Source organism: Streptomyces sp. BE20 (genome assembly GCF_036322525.1).
Classification (GTDB): Bacteria; Actinomycetota; Actinomycetes; order Streptomycetales; family Streptomycetaceae; genus Kitasatospora.
Window position 1 is genome coordinate 1 of sequence record NZ_JAQYWW010000961.1, and the last position, 20513, is coordinate 20513.

Sequence of the window (20513 nt, forward strand, 5' to 3'; positions counted from 1 at the left end):
CCCGCAGGACTCGCGGGCTTCCGGCCGCCTGTGGTTCCTGCGGCCACGGTCCGGCGAGGGTCCTGAGGGGTCCTCGCCTGGTGGGTCGTCAGGATCCTTCGTGTGGGACGTAGTGCTGGTTGGGGGAGCGGGCCCGGCTCTAGGCTGTGGGTATGCATCCTCGACTCGGTGAAGACCTCGACCGCCTGCGCGAACTCCTCGACGCGGTGAGTGATCGTGCCGCGCACGTGCTCGCCGGCATCGGGGACCGTCCCGTGGTGCGGGCCGGTGACGGGGCGACCGGTGCCCCCGGTGCCGGCTTGCCGCTCCCGGTGGAGGGCAGCGGCGCCGACGGCGCGTTGAAGCTGTTCGCCGAGCGGTGGGAGCCGGGGTTCAGCGGCAGTGCCGGCCCGCGCTACCTCGGCTTCGTCACGGGCGGCGTGACCCCGGCGGCCCTCGCCGGCGACTGGCTGACGTCCGCCTTCGACCAGAACGTCAGCAACCGCATCGGCTCGGCCGCAGCGGACCTGGAGCAGGAGACGCTCGGCTGGCTGCGCAGTCTCTTCGGACTGAGCGAGGCCCACACGGGCGTCTTCGTCAGCGGCGCGACCATGTCGAACCTCGTCGGCCTCGCCGTCGCCCGCGAGTGGATGGGGGAGCAGCGTGGCGTCAGCGTCACCCGGGACGGCCTTGCCGCTCTCGGGCCGGTCGAGGTCCTGTCGGGCGCCGCGCATTCGAGCATCGGCAAGGCACTGTCCGTGCTCGGGCTCGGCCGGGGCGCACTGCGGCGGGTGCGGACGCTGGAGGGCCGGGAGGCGGTCGACGTGGGGGCCCTCGCCGATGAACTCGCGTCGCTGGAGGGGCGCCCGGCCGTGGTCGTCGCCAACGCGGGCACGGTCAACACCGTCGACTTCGACGACCTGCAGGCCATCGCCGCACTGCGCGAGCAGTACCCGTTCTGGCTGCACGTCGACGCCGCGTTCGGCGCCTTCGCCGCGCTCTCACCGGCCCACGAGCACCTCGTGGCCGCCCTGGACGCGGCCGACTCGGTCTGCGTCGACCTCCACAAGTGGCTGAACGTCCCGTACGACGCCGCCGTGCAGTTCACCCGCCGCCAGGACCTGCAAATCGCCGCCTTCCACAACACCTCGCCCTACCTCGGCGCCCCGACCGCCGACCCCGACCCCGTCCACCTGGCCCCCGAGAACTCCAGACGGCTGCGCGCCCTGCCCACCTGGTTCGCCCTCACCGCCTACGGCCGCACGGGACACCGCGAGATCGTCGAACGCACCTGCACCGAAGCAGCCCGACTCGGCGCGGCCCTCGCCGCGGAACCGGCATTCCGACTGCTGGCACCGGTACGCCTCAACGTCGTCTGCTTCACCCTCGCCGGCCGACCCGCTCAGGACGACATCGACGCACTGCTGCGCCGCGTCGCGGCCTCCGGGGAGGCGTTCCTGACGCCGACGGTGTTGGACGGGGTGCCGGCCGTGCGCGCGGCCTTCAGCAACTGGCGCACCACCGGCGCGGACACCGACCGCGTCCTCGCGGCGCTGCGCGCGGCGGCCGCCGCGCACTGACCGGCGGCGCCGCAGTACTTCGTGCCGCACGCGCCACCTCCGCCGGCCGGGCAACAGCCACGACCCCTTCCGGGCAGATACGAAAAGCGGACCGCTCGGCATTCAATCAGCGGGCCGCCGGCTCGGTGGGGTGCCGACATGCGAGTCTCCCTTGCGAGGAGCAGCGGCGCGACCGGCGTACCTGTCCGACGGAAAGCGACGCTCTGCGAGACGAGATCCCTGTGATCGTCCGACAATCTCCCGACAGTATTTCTGGTCACCGGGGAGCGCCGACGGGGCCGAGCGGCATACGGGCGGCCGCCGGCGTCTCAATCAGGGCCTGTCCGTGATGGCGGTCCAGCAAATCGGGGAGAAGCGGACCGGCCGCGTCGTCACGCTCGGCCTGCCGTCGAATCCCGATGGCGGGGCTGTGACGGACCGGATTCGCCCGGAACGGCTGCCGCCCGCCTTGAGCGAGGGTGGCCGATGCGCGGAGAGGTGCTGCGCGGCAGGGCGGGTCCGTTCGGTGCATGCTCTCGTGTCCTCGCCGGGACCACGGCCTCACCGCCGTCGGCGGTGAGGCCGTGGTCCGTCCGGCTGCTGTCGGCCGCCGTGCCGTGCCGGGGCCTGGCGCGGAGCACGGGCCTCAGCCCTCGGGACGTTCCGTCGCCTGCCACCACCCCGCCAGTTCGTCGATGATCGGCAGTACGGAATGGCCGCGTGGTGTGAGCTGGTAGGACACCCGGGGTGCGGAGCCGCCGGCGTTGTGTACCGTGCGGGCGACCAGGCGCATGTGGAGGAGGCGGCGCAGGGCGCGGTCCAGGGGCTTGTTCTCGGCCATGCCCGTCGAACGCGCCAGGTCGTTGTGGTAGTGCGGCCCTCCGGCGAGCTGGATCAGTACGGCGAAGACCCACTTGCCGGAGAGGATCCGCACGGCCTCGTACGCGTCGTGGAAGTGTCCGTGTTCCTGGGGCGGTGTGTCCGGATCTGCTGCTGCGCCGGGTCTTCTTCCGGCCGGCTCGCCACGCTCCGCCTGCTCCCGTCCGCCGGGAGCCGGAACCCGGCCGGACTGGGGGGCTCCACCGGGTGGTACGGAGGCCCCGGCCGGAGCGCGGTCGGAAATCGGCAAACCCCTCTCGGAGGCGAGGGCTTGTCCCGGCCGTTTCCCGGGGCGCTGCGGTGGGGGGTATCGGCCGCCGTTGCGCCTGTCGTCCTTCGATGTTTGGAGCGTGCGTGCCACGTTCGTCCGATTTGGACCGAACACCGAGTTTCCCCCTCACGGTGGTCCACTTCGGGCCACTCAGGAACGAGTGTGCCCGCACCAGCTCACGTGCGAATACAATGCCGTCTCGACAAGTCCTTACTGACAATTACACGACAAGCATGTCTGCGGCATTGCAGTGGGTCAACGGTTCGGCGGGGCCGGGGGATTGTCCCGCCATGGCGAATGCCGGGCAGCCCTTCCCCGTCGATCACAGGGCTGCGTCCTCTTTATCCCGTTCGCGCCCAGAAGAGCGCCACCGAGCCTGTCACCACGACTTCGTGCTCGGGGAAGACGGCGGCGAGGGCCGCATCGAGGTCCTCCGGTCGGTCCAGCCGGTTGGACATGATCCCGTGCCGGTTGGCCAGGCCCAGCTGGAGCCGAGCCGATCGGTTGTGGTCGACCCCCGAGCCCGGGATGGTCGCGCCGAACAGCGTGCCGCCCGGCTTCAGCACCAGCCTGGCGTGTTCGAGGACCACGGCCTTGTCCGCGAGCGTCCCCGGCAGGCAGTGCAGCAGGTGGCACATGCCGACGGAGTCCACTGACCCGTGCGGCAGTCCCCACGGCCGCAGCACGTCGGCCCGGTGGAGCCGCGGACGGTAGCGGCGCAGGCGCCGGTCCGCCGCGGCCAGCGACGACGGGTTGAGGTCCATCAGCGTGAGGTCCGGCGCCGGGACGGGGAAGCGGCACTCGTCGAGCAGCACCCCGGAGGCGACGCCGACGTCCAGGTGGTTGCCCGAGACGTGCCGGTCGTAGAGCGCGACGAGGCGCTCCTTCGGACAGCGCCAGGTGAGCGGGGAGTTGACGCGGTAGACGAGGGTGTCGTAGATCCGCAGGAAGGACCGGGTGTACAGCGCCTGGCCCGCGTGAACGGCGAGGGGGGAGGGGGAGGCTTCCTCGGGGGCAGGCACCTCAGCCGTGCTCCGGTCGCGGGGACAGCCGGACCAGGGGGATCTCCCGCGTCGTGCGGCGCTGGTAGTCCGCGTACCCCGCGAAGCCGCGCACGACGCGCGGCCACGCGGCGGCCCGCTCCTCCGCCTCCAGCACCCGCGCCCGCACCGCCTGCACGCGGCCGCCGACGCGCAGGACCGCGTCCGGATCGGCCAGCAGGTTGCGGAACCACCGGGGATCGCCGGACGACCCCCGGTACGAGGCGACGACGATGACATCCGCCCCGTCGCGGAAGGTGAACAGGGGGACGGAGTACGGCCCGCCGTCGCGGGGCCGTACGGTGGTCAGGATGCCGACCTGGTTGCCGAGCATCCGCCCGCCCAGCCGCCCGCCGGTCCGCTCGTACAGGGCGATGTGCACCGCGTTGTTCACGCGCTGGGCGAACCGCCCCCACAAAGTCACGGTCCGGCCGATCCGTCGGCCGGCCGGGGCTGTCGTCATGGCGGGACCCTTCTCGTCGGCGGTGCCGCGGTGGTGCGTGCCGCGGTCGGGCGCGGGCCTGGGTGCGGCGGGACCCCGGGGGGTGCCGTCGGCGCCGCGGGCGCGCTCGGCCAGGAGCGTCGGCACCACCCAGAACGCGTGGACCAGCGCGAGGCGTTCGAGGCTCGCGCCCCGGGCACGCATCAGCGACAGGCTGCCGCCCAGGCCGGCGGCGGCGCCGGTCACGGCCGCGTTGCCGGTCGGTACGTGGGCCAGGCCGTACAGCAGGGCGGTGGCGGCGGCGGCCCGGCCGGCGCCGAGCCGGCGTGTGAGGCGGCCCTGCACCAGGCCCCGCCAGAAGAGCTCCTCGGCGGGGGCGATCACGAGCAGCAGATGCGCGCACATCCGCAGCGGGTCCGCGGTGGCGGTGAGCGCCCGCAGGGACTCCGCGTCGGCCGCGATCCTGGGCACGGCGCGTCGCACCACCGCGTCGATCAGCACGCTCCCCGCGACCATGCCCGCGCCGATGCGCAGGGCCGTCACGACGTCCTCCCGCCCCGCGGACCGGTGCCGGGCGGACGGTTCCACGACCGACGCGGCCAGCCCCAGTGCGCCGTGCGTCAGCGCGAGCGTGCTCCAGTGCGCCCGCCGCGGCCCCCTGAACGCCGCGGCCAGCCCGGCCGCACCGACCAGCACCCCGGCCGCCGCCACGCGGGACCCCGTGTCCGACGGCCGGACGGCGGAACCGGTCCGTGCCAACCCGGCCCCCGGCGCACGGATCCCGCGCCCGGGGTGCGGCGCCGCGGTCATCGGCGGGTCCGGTCGACCGTCGGCGGGTTCACGGGCCGTGGCGCGGGGTGCCGGATCGAGGGGAAGTGGCTGCGCACCCACGCCGACCACAGTCGCGCGGGCACCATCCGGCTGAGCGGCAGCAGGACGCGTGCGTCGGCTCCCACCGGGTAGCGCAGACGCGGACGGCTCTCCGTGAGCGCGCGCATCACCACCGACGACGCGTACTCGACGGAGGCGCCGCGCGGCAGTCGCTCGGCCATCTGCCGCGCCAACTCGGAGACCAGGTCGCCGTACGCGCCGGAGGCGTACTCGTTCTGCTCCGGGACGTTGTCCGCCCAGCGGGAGTTCACGGCGCCCGGCAGTACCAGGCTCACCTCGATGCCGAACCGGTGCACCTCCAGCCAGAGCGCCTCCATCGCGGCCTCCAGGGCGAACTTGCTCGCGTGGTACGCGGCGCCCACGGGCAGCACGATCTTTCCGGCCAGGGAGCTGACGTTCACGATGCGTCCGTACCCGCGCTCCCGCATCCCCGGCAGGACGAGCTGGGTGAGTGCCACCGGACCGAAGACGTTGGTCTGGAACTGCCGGTCCCAGCGATCCAGCGGGACCTCCTCGAAGGGGCCCAACTCGCCGTAGCCGGCGTTGTTGACGAGCGCGTCGACCCCGCCGTGCTTCTCGTCGAGCTCCTCCACCACCCGGTGGCGGGCCTCGGCGTCGGTCACGTCCAGTGCGCGCACCAGGCAGCCCGCGGCTTCGAGTTCGGCCAGCGACTCGGGCTTCCGGGCGGTCGCCACGGTGGTGAATCCCGCGCGCACGGCCCGAAGGGCGACCGCCCGGCCGATGCCGGAGGAGCAGCCGGTGATCAGCACCACCGGCGGCGCGCCCGGCCTCCCGCGTACGGACCCGGCAGGACCTCGACCGCCTTTCACAGGACCACCCCCAGGGAGAAGTCGGCGCTGACCCCGGGGCCGAAGCCCGCGATGACGCCGCGCGCACCCGGCCGGGCCGCCCCGTCGTCCCAGAAGCGCGCCAACGCGTCGAAGATCAGGACACTCGCGGTGTTGCCGTGTTCCGAGAGCGCCGCCCGGCTGAACCGGTGGAGCGCCGGATCGATGTCCAGGAACCGGGTGAGGTCGTCCAGGATGCGCGGGCCACCGGCGTGGGCCAGGACGAAGTCCAGCTCTCCGGTGCTCCAGCCCGCCTCCTCCACCACCTTGCCGATGGCCGGAGTGACCGCGCGCATGGTGTGCCGGACCCGGCTGTCCAGGCGGAAGTGGAATCCGGTCTCCCGGACGTCGTAGGAGATCCAGTCCGCGGTGCTCGCGATGGTCTCGGACGCCGACCGCTCGATCCTGAGGCCCGAGCGGGCCGTGCCGCGCATCACCGCCGCGGCGAAGCCGTCGCCGAAGAGGCCGGCCGAGAGGAGCGCGCCCACGTCGGTATCGGTCGGCTGGTAGCACAGCGAGCACAGTTCGAAGGCCACGATCAGGACGTTGCGGTCCGGGTGGGCCCGGCAGTAGCGGGCGGAGGCGCTGATCGCGCCGCTGCCCGCGGCGCAACCGAGCTGCGCGAGCGGAATCTGGTCGACGTCGGTGGAGAACCCCAACTCGTTGATCATCCAGACGATCGGGGACGGCATGGTGAAGGCCGTGCACGACACGAAGACCACGGCGTGGATCTGGTCGCGGGACATCGCGGCCCGCTCCAGCGCCTCCGTGACCAGGGCCGGCAGGTGGGTGCGCACCGCCTCCCAGTACAGGCCGGTGCGTGCGGCGACGCCGGGGTGGGCGAGGGTGAGGTCCAGGGGCTGGAGGAGACGACGGGTGCGCACCCCGGTGTTCTCGATCAGACGCAGGACGGTGTCCAGGCGTGGATGCCGCGGATGCAGCCGGCGTGCCGTCGCGAGCGTGTCCGCGAGGGTGACCTCGTGCTCGGGGAAGTGCACCGCTGGAGGGCACAGGACAGACATTCGGTGACCACCTCGACCACGGTCGGAGTTATGTGATGATTCGTCATATCCATACGGCCAGGGAGAGCAGGGCGAAGACCGACGCCAGCAGCCGCGGCAGGTGCATCCACGACGGCATCGTTCCTCCCAGTCGGGACCGCGTCACCCCGACGACCAGCCAGACCGCGTAGGGAAGGGTGGCCAGGGGAGCGGCGAATCGCCAGGAGTCGAGCGCATGCGCGACGAGGACGAGGCACGGGTACGGTGCGAGCACGAACACCGCGTAGCAGATCTTGGAGGCGCGCGGTGACAGCGCATGGGCGAGGGTGCGCTTTCCCGCCCGGAGGTCCTCGACGCTGTCCCGCAGATCGTTGTGGAACATCGTCGCGGCGAAGAGGAATCCCGCGGCGACCGCCGCCATCACGGCCGCGAAAGGCAGTTGCCGGACGTTGACCCAGATCACGACGGCCACGACGTAGAAACCGCAGACGACGAAGTCCATGAGTTCGCCGAGCCCGTGGTGTCCGAGCGGGACCGGCCCGCCGGAATACACCAGCACGGCGAACGAGAGCGGGAGCAGGGCCAACGACCACGGATTCGCCGTGTACAGCAGCCAGCCCAGCGCCAGGATTCCGGCCGTGAAGCAGGCCAGGCCGACCGCCCGTACGCGCTGCATGGAAAGGCCGGTGGCCAGGGCGCTGCCCCGCCGGGCCGTTTCCGGCACGTCCACACCGCGCTTGAAATCGTCGTAGTCGTTGAGCAGGCGCCGGGAGACGGACTCCGGCACGAACAGGGCCAGCGTGAGCAGGGCCCGGCTCGTGGAGAGGGGGCCGAGGTGGCGGGCCACGGAGAGTGCGAACAGCACCTGGAGCAGCACCACCGCGGTCATTTGCAGCCCCATCGCCGAAACCCACGCCCGCACCCGTGGGAGCGGGCGTGCGGAAGTCGGGGGAGCGGCGGTCGAGGGCTCGGACCTTTCCAACCGGGATTCCGGCATTCTTGATTATTCCCCCTTGGCGGACGGCCCTGGAAAACGGGTCCGAGTGCGACGTCGTCGGGTTCGCAGTGCGCTGGAACGAGCGGCGGCCGCGGTCCCCGGCCGACTTCCGGACACCCGGCAGATTGAAGTCGCGCAATGCGCCTCCGTCCAGAGACACCGATGTCCGGTGGGGACACCGGTGACCCCTGCGAACCCGGCACCGGCCTGTTAGTGTCCGCCGTCATCGGCCCGGTGGAGCCGGGAAACGGACTTCCGGACAATGGGGGTGGGGCATGAGTACCGAGAGCCGCGACGGGGGGCGTGCGGAGAAAGAGGGAACCGGGCAGGAACGGCCCTATCCGTTCACGCCGGTCCATGCGCTCGACCTGCACGAGCTCTACCAGCGGGCGCGGACGAGCGAACCGCTGTGCCCGGTCCGCATGCCGTACGGCGATCCGGGCCTGCTGGTCACCCGCTACGAGGACGTCAGGACGGTGTTCACGGACCCGCGCTTTCGCCGGTCCGTGCCGGAGGGCACCGACCAGCCCCGGGTCACCCCCGACCTGGTGCCGCTGGGCCTGATGGACATGGACCCGCCCGACCACCCCCGCATCCGCCGCCTCATCGCGGCCTCGTTCACCGCCCAGCGCGCGGAACTGATGCGCCCGTCGGCCGAACGGCTGGCCGCCTCACTCGTCGACACGATGGTCCGGACCGGGCCGCCGGCCGACCTCGTCCGGGACTTCGCCGTCCCGTTCCCCATCGGTGTCATCTGCGACCTGCTCGGGGTCCCGTACCGGGACCGCCACCGGTTCCACGGGTGGGTCACGGAGGTCAACCAGCTCGTCGGCGGCGACAACGGACAGGCCCGGATCGAGAGCATGGGTGAACTCCTGGCGTACATGGGCGGGTTGGTCCAGGCTCGGCGTTCAGATCCGGCCGACGACCTGATCAGCGAGTTGGTCGCGGCCCGTGACCAGGACGACCGGTTGTCCGAGGACGAACTGGTCTTCCTGTGCATGCTGCTGCTCATCGCCGGCTACGAGACCACGGCGAACGAGATCGCCAACTTCGCCTACGTCCTGTTCACCCACCCCGACCAGCTGGCGCTCCTCAAGGCCCGCCCGGAACTGCTCCCCGACGCCGTCGAGGAACTGCTCAGGTTCACCCCGCTGACGGTCTGCGCCGCCTACCCGCGCTACGCCACGACCGACGTCGACCTCGGCGGCGGCACGGTGCCGGCCGGCCGGCCGGTGCTGACCTCGACCAACGCCGCCAACCGGGACCCGGGGATCTTCGACGGGCCCGACCTCCTCGACCTCACCCGTTCCACCGCCCGCCAGCACCTGGCATTCGGTCACGGCCCGCACCGCTGCGTGGGCGCGGCCCTGGCGCGGATGGAGCTCCAGGTCGCGCTGGGCGCACTGCTGGCGCGGATGCCCGACATCGGGCTCGCCGGCGAGCCGGACTCCGTGAAGTGGAAGACCGGTCTGATCTTCCGGGGACCCGAGACCCTGCCCGTCACATGGTGAACCGCCACCGTCCGCCCGGACGAACAGGAGGCCCGCTGACCTTGGACACCGCACCCGAACTCTCTGCCTTCATGGCGACCGCGCCCCAACTCCCGGCGCCCGCAGCCGCCGTGTCCCTCCGCCGCCCCGCCGGCCCGTCGTACGGCGCCCGCGAGGGGAGCGAGGCCCGGTGACCGGGCAGCGCAGCGACCCGCGAGCCGACGGGGCCGGGCGTACGGCGGAAGAGGTCCTCGCGGCCGCACGCGTGGCCCTGGCCGACCGGCAGGACGAGGAGGCCGACGCGAGCGTCGACGGCGCGGCCGGAGACGTCCACGGGGAGGCCGTCGGCCTCCTCGTGCACCGCCTCCTGGACGCCGTCGACCCGGTCCGGGAAGCGAAGCAGCACGAGTGGATCACCGCACGGCAAAACGCCGACGGAGGCTTCCCCCGACAGGTCGGCGGGCCCTCCGACCTGTCCACGACCGTGCTCGCCCGCCTCGCCCTCCAGGCCCTCGGCCGTACCGCGGACCACGCGGTCCTCGACCGCGCCGCGCGGTTCACCGGGCGGCACGGCGGCATCCGGGCGCTGGAGCCCGAACCCGCCCACCTCCTGCTGGCGATCACCGGAGCGGTCGGCTGGAACGGTCTCGGGCTCCTGCCCCCGGAACTGCTCGTCCCTTCCCGGGCCCCCGCCGCCGGCGGCTCGAACGGCCCTGCTCGCGCGCTCGCCGCTGCGGTCGGCGTGCTGGGATCCGTCCGCCCGGTACGCGAACTCCCCATCGAAACAGAGCCGTTGCGGGTCGGTCGGCGCGAGCGCGCCGGCCTGCGCGGAGCCGCGGTCACCGCCGTGCTGCGCACCGCCCAGGCCCTCGGCCGGACCGCTCCGCCGCCCCTGCGTCGCGACGCGCTGGGCGAGGCGGAGCGCCTCCTGCTCGACGGGCAGGAGAGCGCCGGGAACTGGGGCGGCGACCGGCCGCACACGGCCGTCTGCGCGCTCGCCCTGTGGGCCCTCGGCCACGGCACCCGGCACCCGGCCGTACGCGCCGCGCTCGACGCCCTGGCCCGGCAGGACGTCCTCGCCCGCCCCGCGGCCGCGGTGGACGCCGCCGTCGTCCTGCGGGCCCTGGCCGCGGCGGGGGAGCGGGCCGGCTCGGACCCGGCGGTGGACCGCGCGCTCGACCGGCTGCTGTCCGGCCGGGACGGCGGCACGGCCGACCGGCCCGTCCTCGCCCCCATGAGCGTGTCCGACGTGGCCGGCACCGCGCTCGTCCTCACCGCCCTGCATGCCGTCGACGCGCCGCGCGCCCGCGAAGTGGACACCGCCGTCGCCGAAGGCGTCCTGTGGCTCCTCGGACGGCAGTCCGCGAACGGTGGCTGGTCGCGCGACGGCATCCACCGCTCCGCTCGGCCCGGCCGGTGGGCCGCGGCCGGCCCGGGCGTCGTCGCACCCCCGGCGCCGGGCGTCACCGCCCACGTCGTCGAGGCGCTGTGCGCCGAGGGATACGGCTGGCATCCGGCCGTGGGCCGCGCCGTGCGCCTCCTGCTGGCGCAGCAGGCCGTCGAAGGGTTCTGGAACGACGGCCGCGGCGGCCGACTCCGCGAAACCTCCGAGGTCCTGCTCGGGCTCGTAGCCGCCGGAATCGGAGCCGGGCACCTCGCGGTGGAGGGCGCGATGGAGTGGATCTACCAGCAGCAGAACCCGGACGGCGGGTGGAGCGAGGACACCGCGGGAGCCCCCGGCACCCCCGGACGGCCGAGTGACCCGGGTACGGCGACCGCGGCCACGGCTGCGCCGAGCACGGTGGCGCAGACCGCCCGGTGCGTCATCGCCGCCCACACCACCGGGGTCCTCGACGGGCCGCGCACCGACGCCGCCGTCGCCTTCCTGCTGCGTCACCAGCGGCGGAGCGGCGACGGACCTCCCGCGAACGTCCGCGCCGACGCGCTCGCGCTCTGGGCGGTCGCCCTGCACACGCGCCGCTCCCGGACGTCCTCCGGGACCCCCACGATCACCGGCGGTCCCGACACGGCGGAGCCGGCCGAGTACGACTCCTGGTCGACGCTGTGGTGGCAGCGCCGGGGCCCGCTCGCCATCCTCCACTGGTGCGCGCGCACCCGGGCCGAGCACATCCCCCCGGCCCGCAGCCCCGGCGCCGTGCTGGTCGACGTGGCCTGCGGCGGAGGTCTGTTGCACCCGCACATCGCGGACAAGGGCTACCGGCACATCGGCGTCGACGTGTCCGTCAGGAGCGCGGAGGTGGCCCTGCGGCACGGCGTCGACGAGGTCCTGATCCACGACATCCACGACATCCCGCTTCCCGACGGCTGCGCGGACGTCGTCGTGGCCGGGTACTGCCTCGAACACGTGGCGCGCCCCTTCGACGTGATCGCCGAGTGCTGCCGGCTGCTCAAGCCCGGCGGCACCCTCGTCATGGACACCATCGCCGAGACCTTCCTGGCCCGGCTCTCGGTCATCACGCTGGGGGAAGGCCTGCCGCTGACCTGGGCCGCGCCCAAGGGCTCCCACGACCACCGGGCGTTCATCGCCCCCCGGCGGATCGTCGAGGCGTGCGCGGCGCACGGCGTTCCCGTCGATGTCTTCGGTGTCGTCCCGGTCGTCCGGGACCTCGTCTCGTGGTCCGTGGGACGCGGCTACGGCGTGCGGATGCGCAGCGGAAAGTCCGAGAGGATCCTCTACGGCGTGGCCGGTGTGAAGCCGCTGCAGGACGGGACTCCGTGAGCGGCACGCCCGGCGTACCGACGCGGACGGAGCTGTGCTTGACCCGGCCTGGCCGGGCCGGTACCGCAGGGCGGCGAACGGCTCCCGATCGCACGGTGCGGAGGTTTCCGGTGGCCGTCGCACCGCACGGGCACTGACGACGGTGCACGGCCTGTGTGGGGCAGACCGTGCACCGCCACTCCCGTCTGCCCCACGAGCCACAGGGCATGCCTCCCGCCTGGGGGAAGGGCCGGCGAAACGTGTTCGGGGAGCCCGTCGTGCCGCAGGTTCGCGGGCCGTCGACCGTGAGGTCGTGGACGGCCTCGGGCGCGCTGCCGCCGCGTTCGTGGAGTACCTGCACCGCGTGCCGTGCGCCGTCCCGGCCGACGATCATCGACGGATCCATCAAGCTGCCGGACGGGATCGAAGAGGCAACACCCGGCGGGAGCACCGACCTGACTGCCACTCCGGATCGTGAGGTTGTCCTGGTGAGGGGCCTGCGCTTCTCAATCCAGCACGGCCCAGGAATCGTGCCCGGTCCTGGCGTGCCGCGAGGCGCGGTGAGGTGGACCTGTCTCTGGTCGGTGTGGACTCCACGACTGTCCGGGCCCACTCAGGATGCCGCCGGGATGTGTCGCCGAACCCCGGCCGGGAGATGCATAAAGGATTCATATAAACCTGTTATGCTTTAGGCATGAGTCGCCGAGACGCCGCGCACGGCGCTTCCGATGCCATCGGGTCAGCCCTCTACGGTCTGGCCACCAGGGCCGTGAGACGCCTTCCCCGCGACATGAGCCTGACGTCCGCCGCCACCTTGGCCACCCTGGACAGGACCGGCCCGCGACGGATCACCGATCTGGCGGTGGCCGAGGGCGTCACCCAGCCCGCGATGACCGTCCTGGTCCGGGTGATGGAGGAATCCGGGCTGGTCGAGCGGAAGGGCGATCCGTCCGACAAGCGGGTCACGCTGGTGTGCCTGACCGAGGCCGGCGCGTCGTACGTCCGGACGCGACGCCGGGCGGGCGTCGCCGCGTACGCGCGGTTGATCGAGGAACTCACCGGTGACGAGGTCGAAGCCCTGGCAGCAGCCCTTCCGGCGCTGCTGCATCTGGCGGAGCTCGAAAGCCGCACCCGAGAGGACTCGGACCGGTGACCGGGGCCCAGGCTCATGACCGGCCCATGAGCACGGCCCCGATACGTTCCGAGGCACGTCCGCTGGTCCCCGCCCTGATGTTCATCGCCCTGGTCGTGGCGGCGGTCGCCAGCCTCGGGACGCCGCTCATCACCAGCGTGGCGACCACGTTCCACGTCTCCCTCGACAGCGCGCAGTGGACGCTGACCATCGCCCTGCTCGGCGGCGCCGTCGCCACACCCGTCCTCGGCCGGCTCGGAGCCGGCCCGCACCGGCGGGCCACGATTCTCGCCACGCTGGCGATCGTCGTCGTCGGCAGCGCGCTCACCGTGCTGCCGCTGCCGTTCGCCTGGCTGCTCGTGGGCAGAGCGGCCCAAGGCGCCGGACTCGGTCTCACGGCGCTGATGATGGGCGTGGCCCGCGACCATCTTCCCGAGGATCGCAGCGCGGCCACGATCGCCCTGATCTCCGTGGTCTCCGTCATCGGAGCCGGCGTCGGCTACCCGCTGGCCGCGCTGCTCGCCGAGTTCGGCGGACTGCGGGCCGCCTACGGCCTCGGCGTGCTCGTCACCGCCATCGCCTTCGTGACCGCGTGGCGCTCCGTGCCCGCAGCTCCCGAAGGCCGCTCCGCTCACCTGAACGTGGCCGGTGCGCTCGTCCTGGCGGGTGGACTGTTCCTCGTCCTGTTCCTGGCCGGCGAGAGGAGCCTGTGGAGCCGACACCTCGCCGTGGCGGTGGCCCTCGCCGTCGCCGCCGTACTCCTGCTCGGCGGCTGGACCGTTTCCGAACTGCGAACCAAGACACCCCTGGTCGACGTCCGGGCGGTGCGGCACCCGGCGGTCGCCGGGGCGAACATCGCCATGTTCGTCGGCGGGAGCGGCATGTACCTCCTGCTCACGCTCATCACCCGCTACGCGCAGACGCCGCACAGCGCCGGGTACGGCTTCGGACTGACCACCCTCGTGGCGGGGCTGGTCCTCATCCCGTTCTCCGTGCTGGGGTTCGTCGCCGGCAAGCTCACGCCGCGGGTCCGGACGCGGATCGACGGCCCCCTGCTCCTGGCCGGGAGCGCCGCCGTCGTCGGCGGCGGGTTCGTCCTGTTCGCCACCGCCCGGTCCACCCTGGCCGAACTGCTCGCGGCCATGGGTGTGCTGGGCTTCGGCGTGGGCAGCTTCTCGGCCGCCGTGCCCGGCGTCATCCTGGCCGTCACCCCCAAGAGCGAGACGTCGAGCGCCATGAGCTTCAACTACGTCGTCCGCAGCGTCGGGTACTCCCTGGGCAGCGCCATCGGCGGTCTGGTCCTGGCCGCCGGCACCGCCACGGGTCGCCTCTTCCCGAACGACGACGCCTACACGACCGCGGCGCTGGTCGGCGTCGCCGCGATGGTGATCACGACGACGGTCGGCCTCGCCCTCGCCCGCCGACGCTCACCCGGGACCAATCCGATCACAGCCCCGGTCGATGTGTCGGGCCCGGGCCGGTCGCGTCGAACGGGAAGCTGAGGATCGAAGCCGTCCGACGTCGACGCCGTCTCCGCCGGCTCGCTCGCCCACAGCGCGCCGGCCGTGGACCCGAGCATGTTTCTCAGAATCGATTCCGAACACAGGAGGTACCGTGGTCAAGGGCTATTGGGTCAGTGCCTACCGCACCATTGCGGACCCCGAGAAGCTGGCTGCCTACAACAAGCTGGCTGGTCCAGCCGTCAAGGCTGCGGGCGGGCGGGTGCTCGTTCGCGGCGGCCGGGTCGTTGCACACGACGCCGGAATCGCCGGGCGCACCGTCCTGATCGAGTTCGACAGCTTCGAACAGGCGGTCGCCGCACACGCGAGTGCGGCCTACCAGGTGGCGCTGGCCGCACTTGCCGACGGCGTCGAGCGCGACTTCCGCATCGTCGAAGGCCTCGACTGACGATCGGGGCTGCGTCGGCGGCGAACAGGAAGCCGACCGGGGGGATCACCCCGGCTCGTCGGCGCGCCGGTCCGGCCGGACAGCACGGCGCAGCACCGATCCGGGTCGCCGTGTGAGCCTTTCCCGGATGTTGTGGAGGGGGGCGAGTGCCACGGGTTGTGGTCGCGTCCGTCCCGCGGGGCGAAGGCTGCGGGGGGGCGTCGGCGTCGGTCGCGCGAGCGTGCAGGAAGTAGTCGGCCCATCCGGTGATGCCGGGACAGGACGAGTCCTGGCTGAGCCGGGTGGCTGCGGTTTTGGAGGTCGACGTGTGTGGTGCGCAGTTCGACGCCCGGGCCCAGGAGGGCCCAGTGCGCTCCGGTTCGGCCGTAGGGCATCCCGATGCTGCCGGGGTTGATCACGAGTCGGCCATGGGCGAGGCGGACGAACGGGCATGTGGGTGTGGCCGCAGACCACGGTGCGGATGTCGGCATCGAGTCCGTCGAAGACTTCCTCCCAGCGGTCGAGGCGGGAGTCGACCAGGACGACCTCCTCGTCGTCGCGAGGGGTCGCATGGCAGAACAGCACTCTTCCCAGGCCGTTCACGGACAGGGGAAGTGATCGTGGAAGCGAGCCGAGGAGGTCGAGATGGTCTTCGCGGAGCTGTTCGGCTGCCCAGGAAGCGATCGGATCGGGGATCGTTTCGCGTTGTCCGCGGCGGTATTCGAGGAGTTCGCGGTCGGCGTTGCCGCTGATCCAGATGACGCGGTCGCCGAGGCTGGTCAGGAGGTCGAGAACCTGGGCGGGTTGCGGGCCGGCGGTGATGTCGCCGGTGAGCACGATGTGATCGGCGGTGCTGACGTCCGGTTCGGCGAGTACAGCTTCCAGGGCCGGCAGGACTCCGTGAATGTCGGACAGGACGGCTACTCGGTTCGGCATGGTCACCACTGTGGGACGGAGGCAGCCGAGTGATGTGATCTTTCGTCCGGCGCGTAGCGACGGTGCTGCCCGCCTCGCCCCGGCCGGCGCCGGGGCAGTGGTGCGGCCGGCTTCCGCTCAGCGGCAGACGTCGCCCAGGGCCGCTTCAGGGAAGAGCCCGAACCACCGGTTGGTCCGGCTCAGTTCGCAGACGCGGTCGGCGATCCGGTCCGCGTCCGTGGGCCACAGCCGTACCCCGTCCGATCCTACGGTGAGGAGCGAGCTCCGGTCGGGACTGAAGGCGGCCCCGTGCACGCCTCTGGTGTGGCCGTCGAGCCGTGCGGTGATCCGCTGCCCGGCCACGTCCCACAGGCAGACCCTGCCGCTGGCGTCCGTGGTGGCCAGTGTGCGGCCGTCGGCGCTGAAGGCGGCGGAGAAGACGGTGTTGATGTGGCCGGTGAGGGTCGCGACGCTGCGGCGCTGCGCCACGTTCCACAGGCGTACGGTGGCGTCGGCGCTGCCGGTGGCGAGGGTGCGGCCGTCGGGGGAGTACGCCAGGGCCGTGAGGGCGGCGGTGTCCTCGGGCAGGACGGCGAACTCCGCCCGCGAGGCCAGGTCCCACAGCCGTACCGTGCGGTCGTAGCTGCTGGTGGCGAGGGTACGGCCGTCGGGGGAGAAGACGGCCTGGGCAACCATGTTGGTGTGCCCCTGGAGGACAGCCGTCGGCCGGTGGGTGGCCAGGTCCCACAGCCGTACCGTGCGGTCGTAGCTGCTGGTGGCGAGGGTGCGGCCGTCGGGGGAGAACGCGGCGCTCGACACGCTGCCGGTGTGGCCTTCGAGTGAGGCGACCGGGCGGCCCGACGCGGCGTCCCACAGCCGCACCGTGTTCCCGGAGCTCACGGTCGCCAGCAGCTGTCCGTCCGGGGAGAACGCCAGGTGCATGATGTCCTGGTCGTGTGCCGCGAAGGTCGCGAGGGGACGGGGCGGGTCGGTGGCCCACAGGGTGACGGAGCCGTCGACGTGGCCGACGGCGAGCGTCCGGCCGTCGGGAGCGTAGGCGGCGACGGTCTTGGTGCCGTCCGCGGTGCCGATGGTGGCGGTGGTTCGGCGGGTCCTGACGTCCCAGGTGTGGACGGTGTGGTCGGCGGCGGTGGTGGCCAGCTCGGTGCCGTCGGGGGAGAGGGCCAGCGCGGGGGCGGCGGAGTTGGTCTCGTGGAACGTGTCGGTCATCCGCCGCTCGGCCACGTCCCACCAGGCGAAGGTGCCGTCCTGGCCGATCGTCGCCAGGGTACGGCCGTCGGAGGTGAACGCGACCTGGCTCACCTCCTGCACATGCCCGTCGAGGACGGCCGTGCCGGTGTACGAGGTCAGACTCCACAGCCGGACGGTGCGGTCGGCGCTGCCCGTGGCCAGGGTGCTGCCGTCGGGGCTGACGGCGACTGTGGTGACGGCGCCCGTGTGGCCGAGAAAGGTGTTCGACATCTGGGGGGTGACGGTGTCCCACAGGTTGACGGTGCGGTCGGCACCGCCGGTGACCAGGGTGTGGCCGTCGGGCAGGTACGCCACCGACCGGACGGAGTCGGTGTGGCCGGTGAGGACGCCCTTCGTACGCCCGGAGGAGACGTCCCACAGCCGGACGGTGCGGTCGGCGCCACCGGTGGCGAGGGCTCGGCCGTCGGGGGAGAACGCCGCCGACCAGACGGCGCCGGTGTGGCCGGTGAGGATGCCCGTCGTACGCCCGGAGGAGACGTCCCACAGCCGGACGGTGCGGTCGGCGCCGGCGCTGGCCAGGGTGCGGCCGTCCGGGCTGAAGGCGACCGTCATGACGGTACTGCCGTGGCCGGTCAGGGTGGCGAGCATGCGGTGGGTGGCGGTGTCCCACAGCTTCACGGTGTGGTCGGCACTGCCGGTGGCCAGGGTGCGGCCGTCAGGTGAGTACGCCACGGCCAGGACGGCGCTACCGTGACCGGCGAACTGCCTGGACGTGTAGGCGCCGTAGGCGCTCAGCAGACTGCCGCGAGCCTCGGTGGTGCGGGCCGCCCGGTAGCCCTCCAGTGCGACCAGGGCAGCGGTTTCGGGCTCCTTCTCCAGGTACTGCCGGGACTGGGCGGCCCGTTCGTGGGAGACCGCGATCCGGCGCTGGGCGTCGGACTGCGTCTTCTGGACGTACGCGGTCGCGGCCAGCACCAGTGAGAGGACCGTCAGCGCGGCCAGCGCGACGACCGTCCAGCGCCTGCGGCGGCCGAGCCGGTCGTCCGCAGTGGTGCTGGCCGCCACGAAGGCGGCCTCCAGACGGTTGAGCGTCGAGCCGCCCGACCGCGAGCAGCCCCGGGCACCGGCGAGCTGCGCGCCGCGGTACAACGCCCCCGGGTCGCGGTGGAGCTCGTGCCAGGTCCGGGCGGCCTGGGTGAGCCGGCGGTGCGCGCGCAGGGCCTCGCGGTCGACGTCCAGCCAGTGGCGCAACCGCGGCCAGGAGCGGATGACCGCCTCGTGGGCGACGTCGACGGTCCCGTCGGACAGGACGATCAGCCGCGCGGCGGCGAGCCGGTGCAGCAGGTCGTCGATGGTCCCGGCGTCGGCGAGGCCGTCGAGTTCCGCGCGGGCCAGGCGGCGGCGGGTGTCCTCGGTACCCTCGCCCGGGGCGGTGAGCCGCAGGAACAGCATCCGCATGGCCTCCTGGTGTCCGGGCGGAAGGCCGGCGTACACCGCCTCGGCGGTCTGGGTGATGGCTCCCCGCATGCCGCCGGTGGCCTGGTAGTCGGCCAGCCGCAGGACATCCCCGCTGCGCCTGGTCCAGGCCTCGCGCATCGCGTGGGCCACCAGCGGCAGGGCGCCGGGCTGGTCGGTGGCCTCGGAGAGGACGGCCTCCAGCAGTTCGGGTTCCACCACGACGCCCGCTCCGGCGGCGGGTTCGGTGACGATGTCCCGCAGCTCGCCCCGGGTGGGGGTACCGACCGGCAGTTGGGCGCCGCGGCGCAGGGCGCCCGCGAGCTCGGGGTGGGCGAGGCAGCGGTCGTAGAAGTCGGCGCGCACGCTGATGACGAACCGCACCCGGCCCGCGGCGGCCCGGTGGCCTGCCACGGGGTCGCAGGCCGTGCGGTCGTCGGCCGTCAGGGCCAGGCAGGCCAGGACCGCTTCCCGTTCCCCGGCGTCCGGACAGGTGGTGAAGAGTTCCTCGAACTGATCGACGACGAGGACCGCGCGCCGGTCGGCGGGCTGGGTGACCAGCCAGGTGTCCAGCGCGATCCCCAGCGCCTCGGGCTCGCCGGCCAGGACGCGGGCGAGCGCCTCGGTGTCACCGCCCGTCAGCGCGCAGACCGCCGAGGCCAGTGCGCGCAGCGGGCGGTCGCCAGGGGCCAGCAGGGCGGTGTGCCAGGACTCGTCGAGCCGCGGGAGCAGCCCCGCCCGCAGCAGCGAAGACTTGCCGCTGCCTGAGGCGCCGACCACCGCCGTCAGCCGGTGGCGGTCCACGAGCCGCACCAGATCGCCCACCAGCTCCGACCGCCCGAAGTACAGGCCGGCGTCTGCGGTGCCGAACGGGGCCAGCCCGAGGTACGGGTCGCGAGCCGGAGCGCTTCCGTCCGCACGGTCCTCGCCGCCCGCCCCCGCCCCCGCCGACGGGCCCCGGAGTGCCCGGGAGGCCGCCTCCCAGCGGGCCTGCCACTCCGCCTGCCCGCCGCCGCACACCCGCGCGTAGGCGAGCACCACGGCCAGCGACGGCAGGCGTTCGCCCTTCGCGGCCTCCGCGAGCGTGCTGGCCGAGTAGTGCGAGGCCTTCGCCAGCGCACGGTAGCTCGGGGCACCGGCCCGGTCGCGCAACTGCCGCAGCTCCCAGGCGAGCCGCTCCACCGGGCCGGCCTGCGGGTCCACGAACCGCTCCGGCCTGCCCAGTCGGGCCTGGCGCCTCGTTCCGTTCGGCCGCGCGTCCATGCCACCACCCCCGGGCGGGCCCGTCCCGCCGCACCCGCATCATTGTCCGAATTGAATGTCCTGCCCAGAGGGCCCTTTCGGACAATGCGCATCCACCGCAAGGTTGTTGGCACGGGGGACGCCTCGGACGGCCTTGCGGTGCGGAGGCCGGGTCCGAGGCGTGTACGGAGCGGGACCGGTGGCCGACCGAACGGTCGGCCACCGGTCCCGCTCGTTATGGAAGGTCGGGGCCACGCACCAAGGCCCCGCCCCTCCGGCGAGACACCCTGACCGCCGGCCAGGAGAGAAGCCCCACCGCGACGGACTGCGGCGCGCCCGGCGCGCCCGGCGCGCCCGGCGTCCTCAAGGCCGCCACCGCCGACCGCTCGCAGCGCCTGCTGCGCCCCGGAGGTCTCGGGGTTGCCGGCGTGTTGACGTCGTGCCTCGTCGGAGAGCCGGCCGAGGGCTGACACCTACCGGAGGTCACCTGAGCCCAGCACAATCGCCCGTATGACGATTACCACGGGCGCCGCGCCGCCGCCCACGCAGAA

Annotated in this window: 14 protein-coding genes and 1 pseudogene; 7 read left to right on the forward strand and 8 right to left on the reverse strand. The window is 73.1% G+C overall.

The features are described 5' to 3' along the window. The first annotated feature begins 152 nt into the window (after window positions 1–152). The gene (locus PUR61_RS24710) at window positions 153–1559 is read left to right on the forward strand and encodes a pyridoxal phosphate-dependent decarboxylase family protein (RefSeq protein WP_329881577.1); all 1407 of its coding nucleotides are present in this window, start codon (window positions 153–155) and stop codon (window positions 1557–1559) included. Between the two features lie 625 nt (window positions 1560–2184). Here the strand turns inward: PUR61_RS24710 and PUR61_RS24715 are convergent. From PUR61_RS24715 to PUR61_RS24740, 6 genes are all read right to left on the reverse strand, one after another. Then, entirely contained in the window at window positions 2185–2472 is a 288-nt protein-coding gene (locus PUR61_RS24715) for a winged helix-turn-helix transcriptional regulator (RefSeq protein WP_329881578.1), read from the reverse strand. A 557-nt stretch (window positions 2473–3029) separates the two neighbouring features. Then, the gene (locus PUR61_RS24720; RefSeq protein WP_329881579.1) at window positions 3030–3710 is read right to left on the reverse strand and encodes a class I SAM-dependent methyltransferase; all 681 of its coding nucleotides are present in this window, start codon (window positions 3708–3710) and stop codon (window positions 3030–3032) included. 1 nt (window position 3711) lies between these two features. Next, a complete protein-coding gene (locus PUR61_RS24725; protein ID WP_329881580.1) occupies window positions 3712–4881 on the reverse strand; it encodes a nitroreductase/quinone reductase family protein in 1170 nt (389 codons plus the stop codon). A 95-nt stretch (window positions 4882–4976) separates the two neighbouring features. Continuing rightward, window positions 4977–5834 (reverse strand): SDR family oxidoreductase, encoded by an 858-nt coding sequence (locus PUR61_RS24730; protein ID WP_329881581.1) that lies wholly within the window; start codon window positions 5832–5834, stop codon window positions 4977–4979. 53 nt (window positions 5835–5887) lie between these two features. Then, complete coding sequence (locus PUR61_RS24735; protein WP_329881582.1) at window positions 5888–6931, reverse strand: type III polyketide synthase; 1044 nt, start codon at window positions 6929–6931, stop codon at window positions 5888–5890. A gap of 43 nt (window positions 6932–6974) precedes the next feature. Beyond that, a complete protein-coding gene (locus PUR61_RS24740) occupies window positions 6975–7799 on the reverse strand; it encodes a prenyltransferase (RefSeq protein ID WP_329881583.1) in 825 nt (274 codons plus the stop codon). A gap of 383 nt (window positions 7800–8182) precedes the next feature. Here PUR61_RS24740 and PUR61_RS24745 point away from each other — a divergent pair, with 383 nt between their 5' ends. The 6 genes from PUR61_RS24745 (at window position 8183) to PUR61_RS24770 (ending at window position 15159) form a co-directional block, all read left to right on the forward strand. Continuing rightward, the gene (locus PUR61_RS24745) at window positions 8183–9421 is read left to right on the forward strand and encodes a cytochrome P450 (RefSeq protein WP_329881584.1); all 1239 of its coding nucleotides are present in this window, start codon (window positions 8183–8185) and stop codon (window positions 9419–9421) included. A 41-nt stretch (window positions 9422–9462) separates the two neighbouring features. After that, window positions 9463–9594: a hypothetical protein gene (locus PUR61_RS24750; protein WP_329881585.1), complete on the forward strand. Its 132-nt coding sequence runs from the start codon at window positions 9463–9465 to the stop codon at window positions 9592–9594. After that, window positions 9591–12140, forward strand: a complete 2550-nt coding sequence (locus tag PUR61_RS24755) for a methyltransferase domain-containing protein (RefSeq protein ID WP_329881586.1) — start codon at window positions 9591–9593, stop codon at window positions 12138–12140. The genes PUR61_RS24750 and PUR61_RS24755 overlap by 4 nt, the downstream gene beginning before the upstream one ends. A 673-nt stretch (window positions 12141–12813) precedes the next feature. Continuing rightward, the gene (locus PUR61_RS24760) at window positions 12814–13272 is read left to right on the forward strand and encodes a MarR family winged helix-turn-helix transcriptional regulator (protein WP_329881587.1); all 459 of its coding nucleotides are present in this window, start codon (window positions 12814–12816) and stop codon (window positions 13270–13272) included. A 26-nt stretch (window positions 13273–13298) separates the two neighbouring features. Next, window positions 13299–14753 (forward strand): MFS transporter, encoded by a 1455-nt coding sequence (locus tag PUR61_RS24765; protein WP_329881588.1) that lies wholly within the window; start codon window positions 13299–13301, stop codon window positions 14751–14753. A gap of 112 nt (window positions 14754–14865) precedes the next feature. Next, window positions 14866–15159, forward strand: a complete 294-nt coding sequence (locus PUR61_RS24770; protein ID WP_329881589.1) for a DUF1330 domain-containing protein — start codon at window positions 14866–14868, stop codon at window positions 15157–15159. Between the two features lie 161 nt (window positions 15160–15320). Here PUR61_RS24770 and PUR61_RS24775 read toward each other — a convergent pair. Together PUR61_RS24775 and PUR61_RS24780 are read right to left on the reverse strand one after the other, a co-directional pair. Next, window positions 15321–16074: pseudogene (locus PUR61_RS24775) on the reverse strand (metallophosphoesterase family protein); the annotation flags it as partial. Window positions 16075–16191: 117 nt separating this feature from the next. Further along, window positions 16192–19983: an nSTAND1 domain-containing NTPase gene (locus tag PUR61_RS24780; protein WP_329881590.1), complete on the reverse strand. Its 3792-nt coding sequence runs from the start codon at window positions 19981–19983 to the stop codon at window positions 16192–16194. Between the last annotated feature and the right edge of the window lie 530 nt (window positions 19984–20513).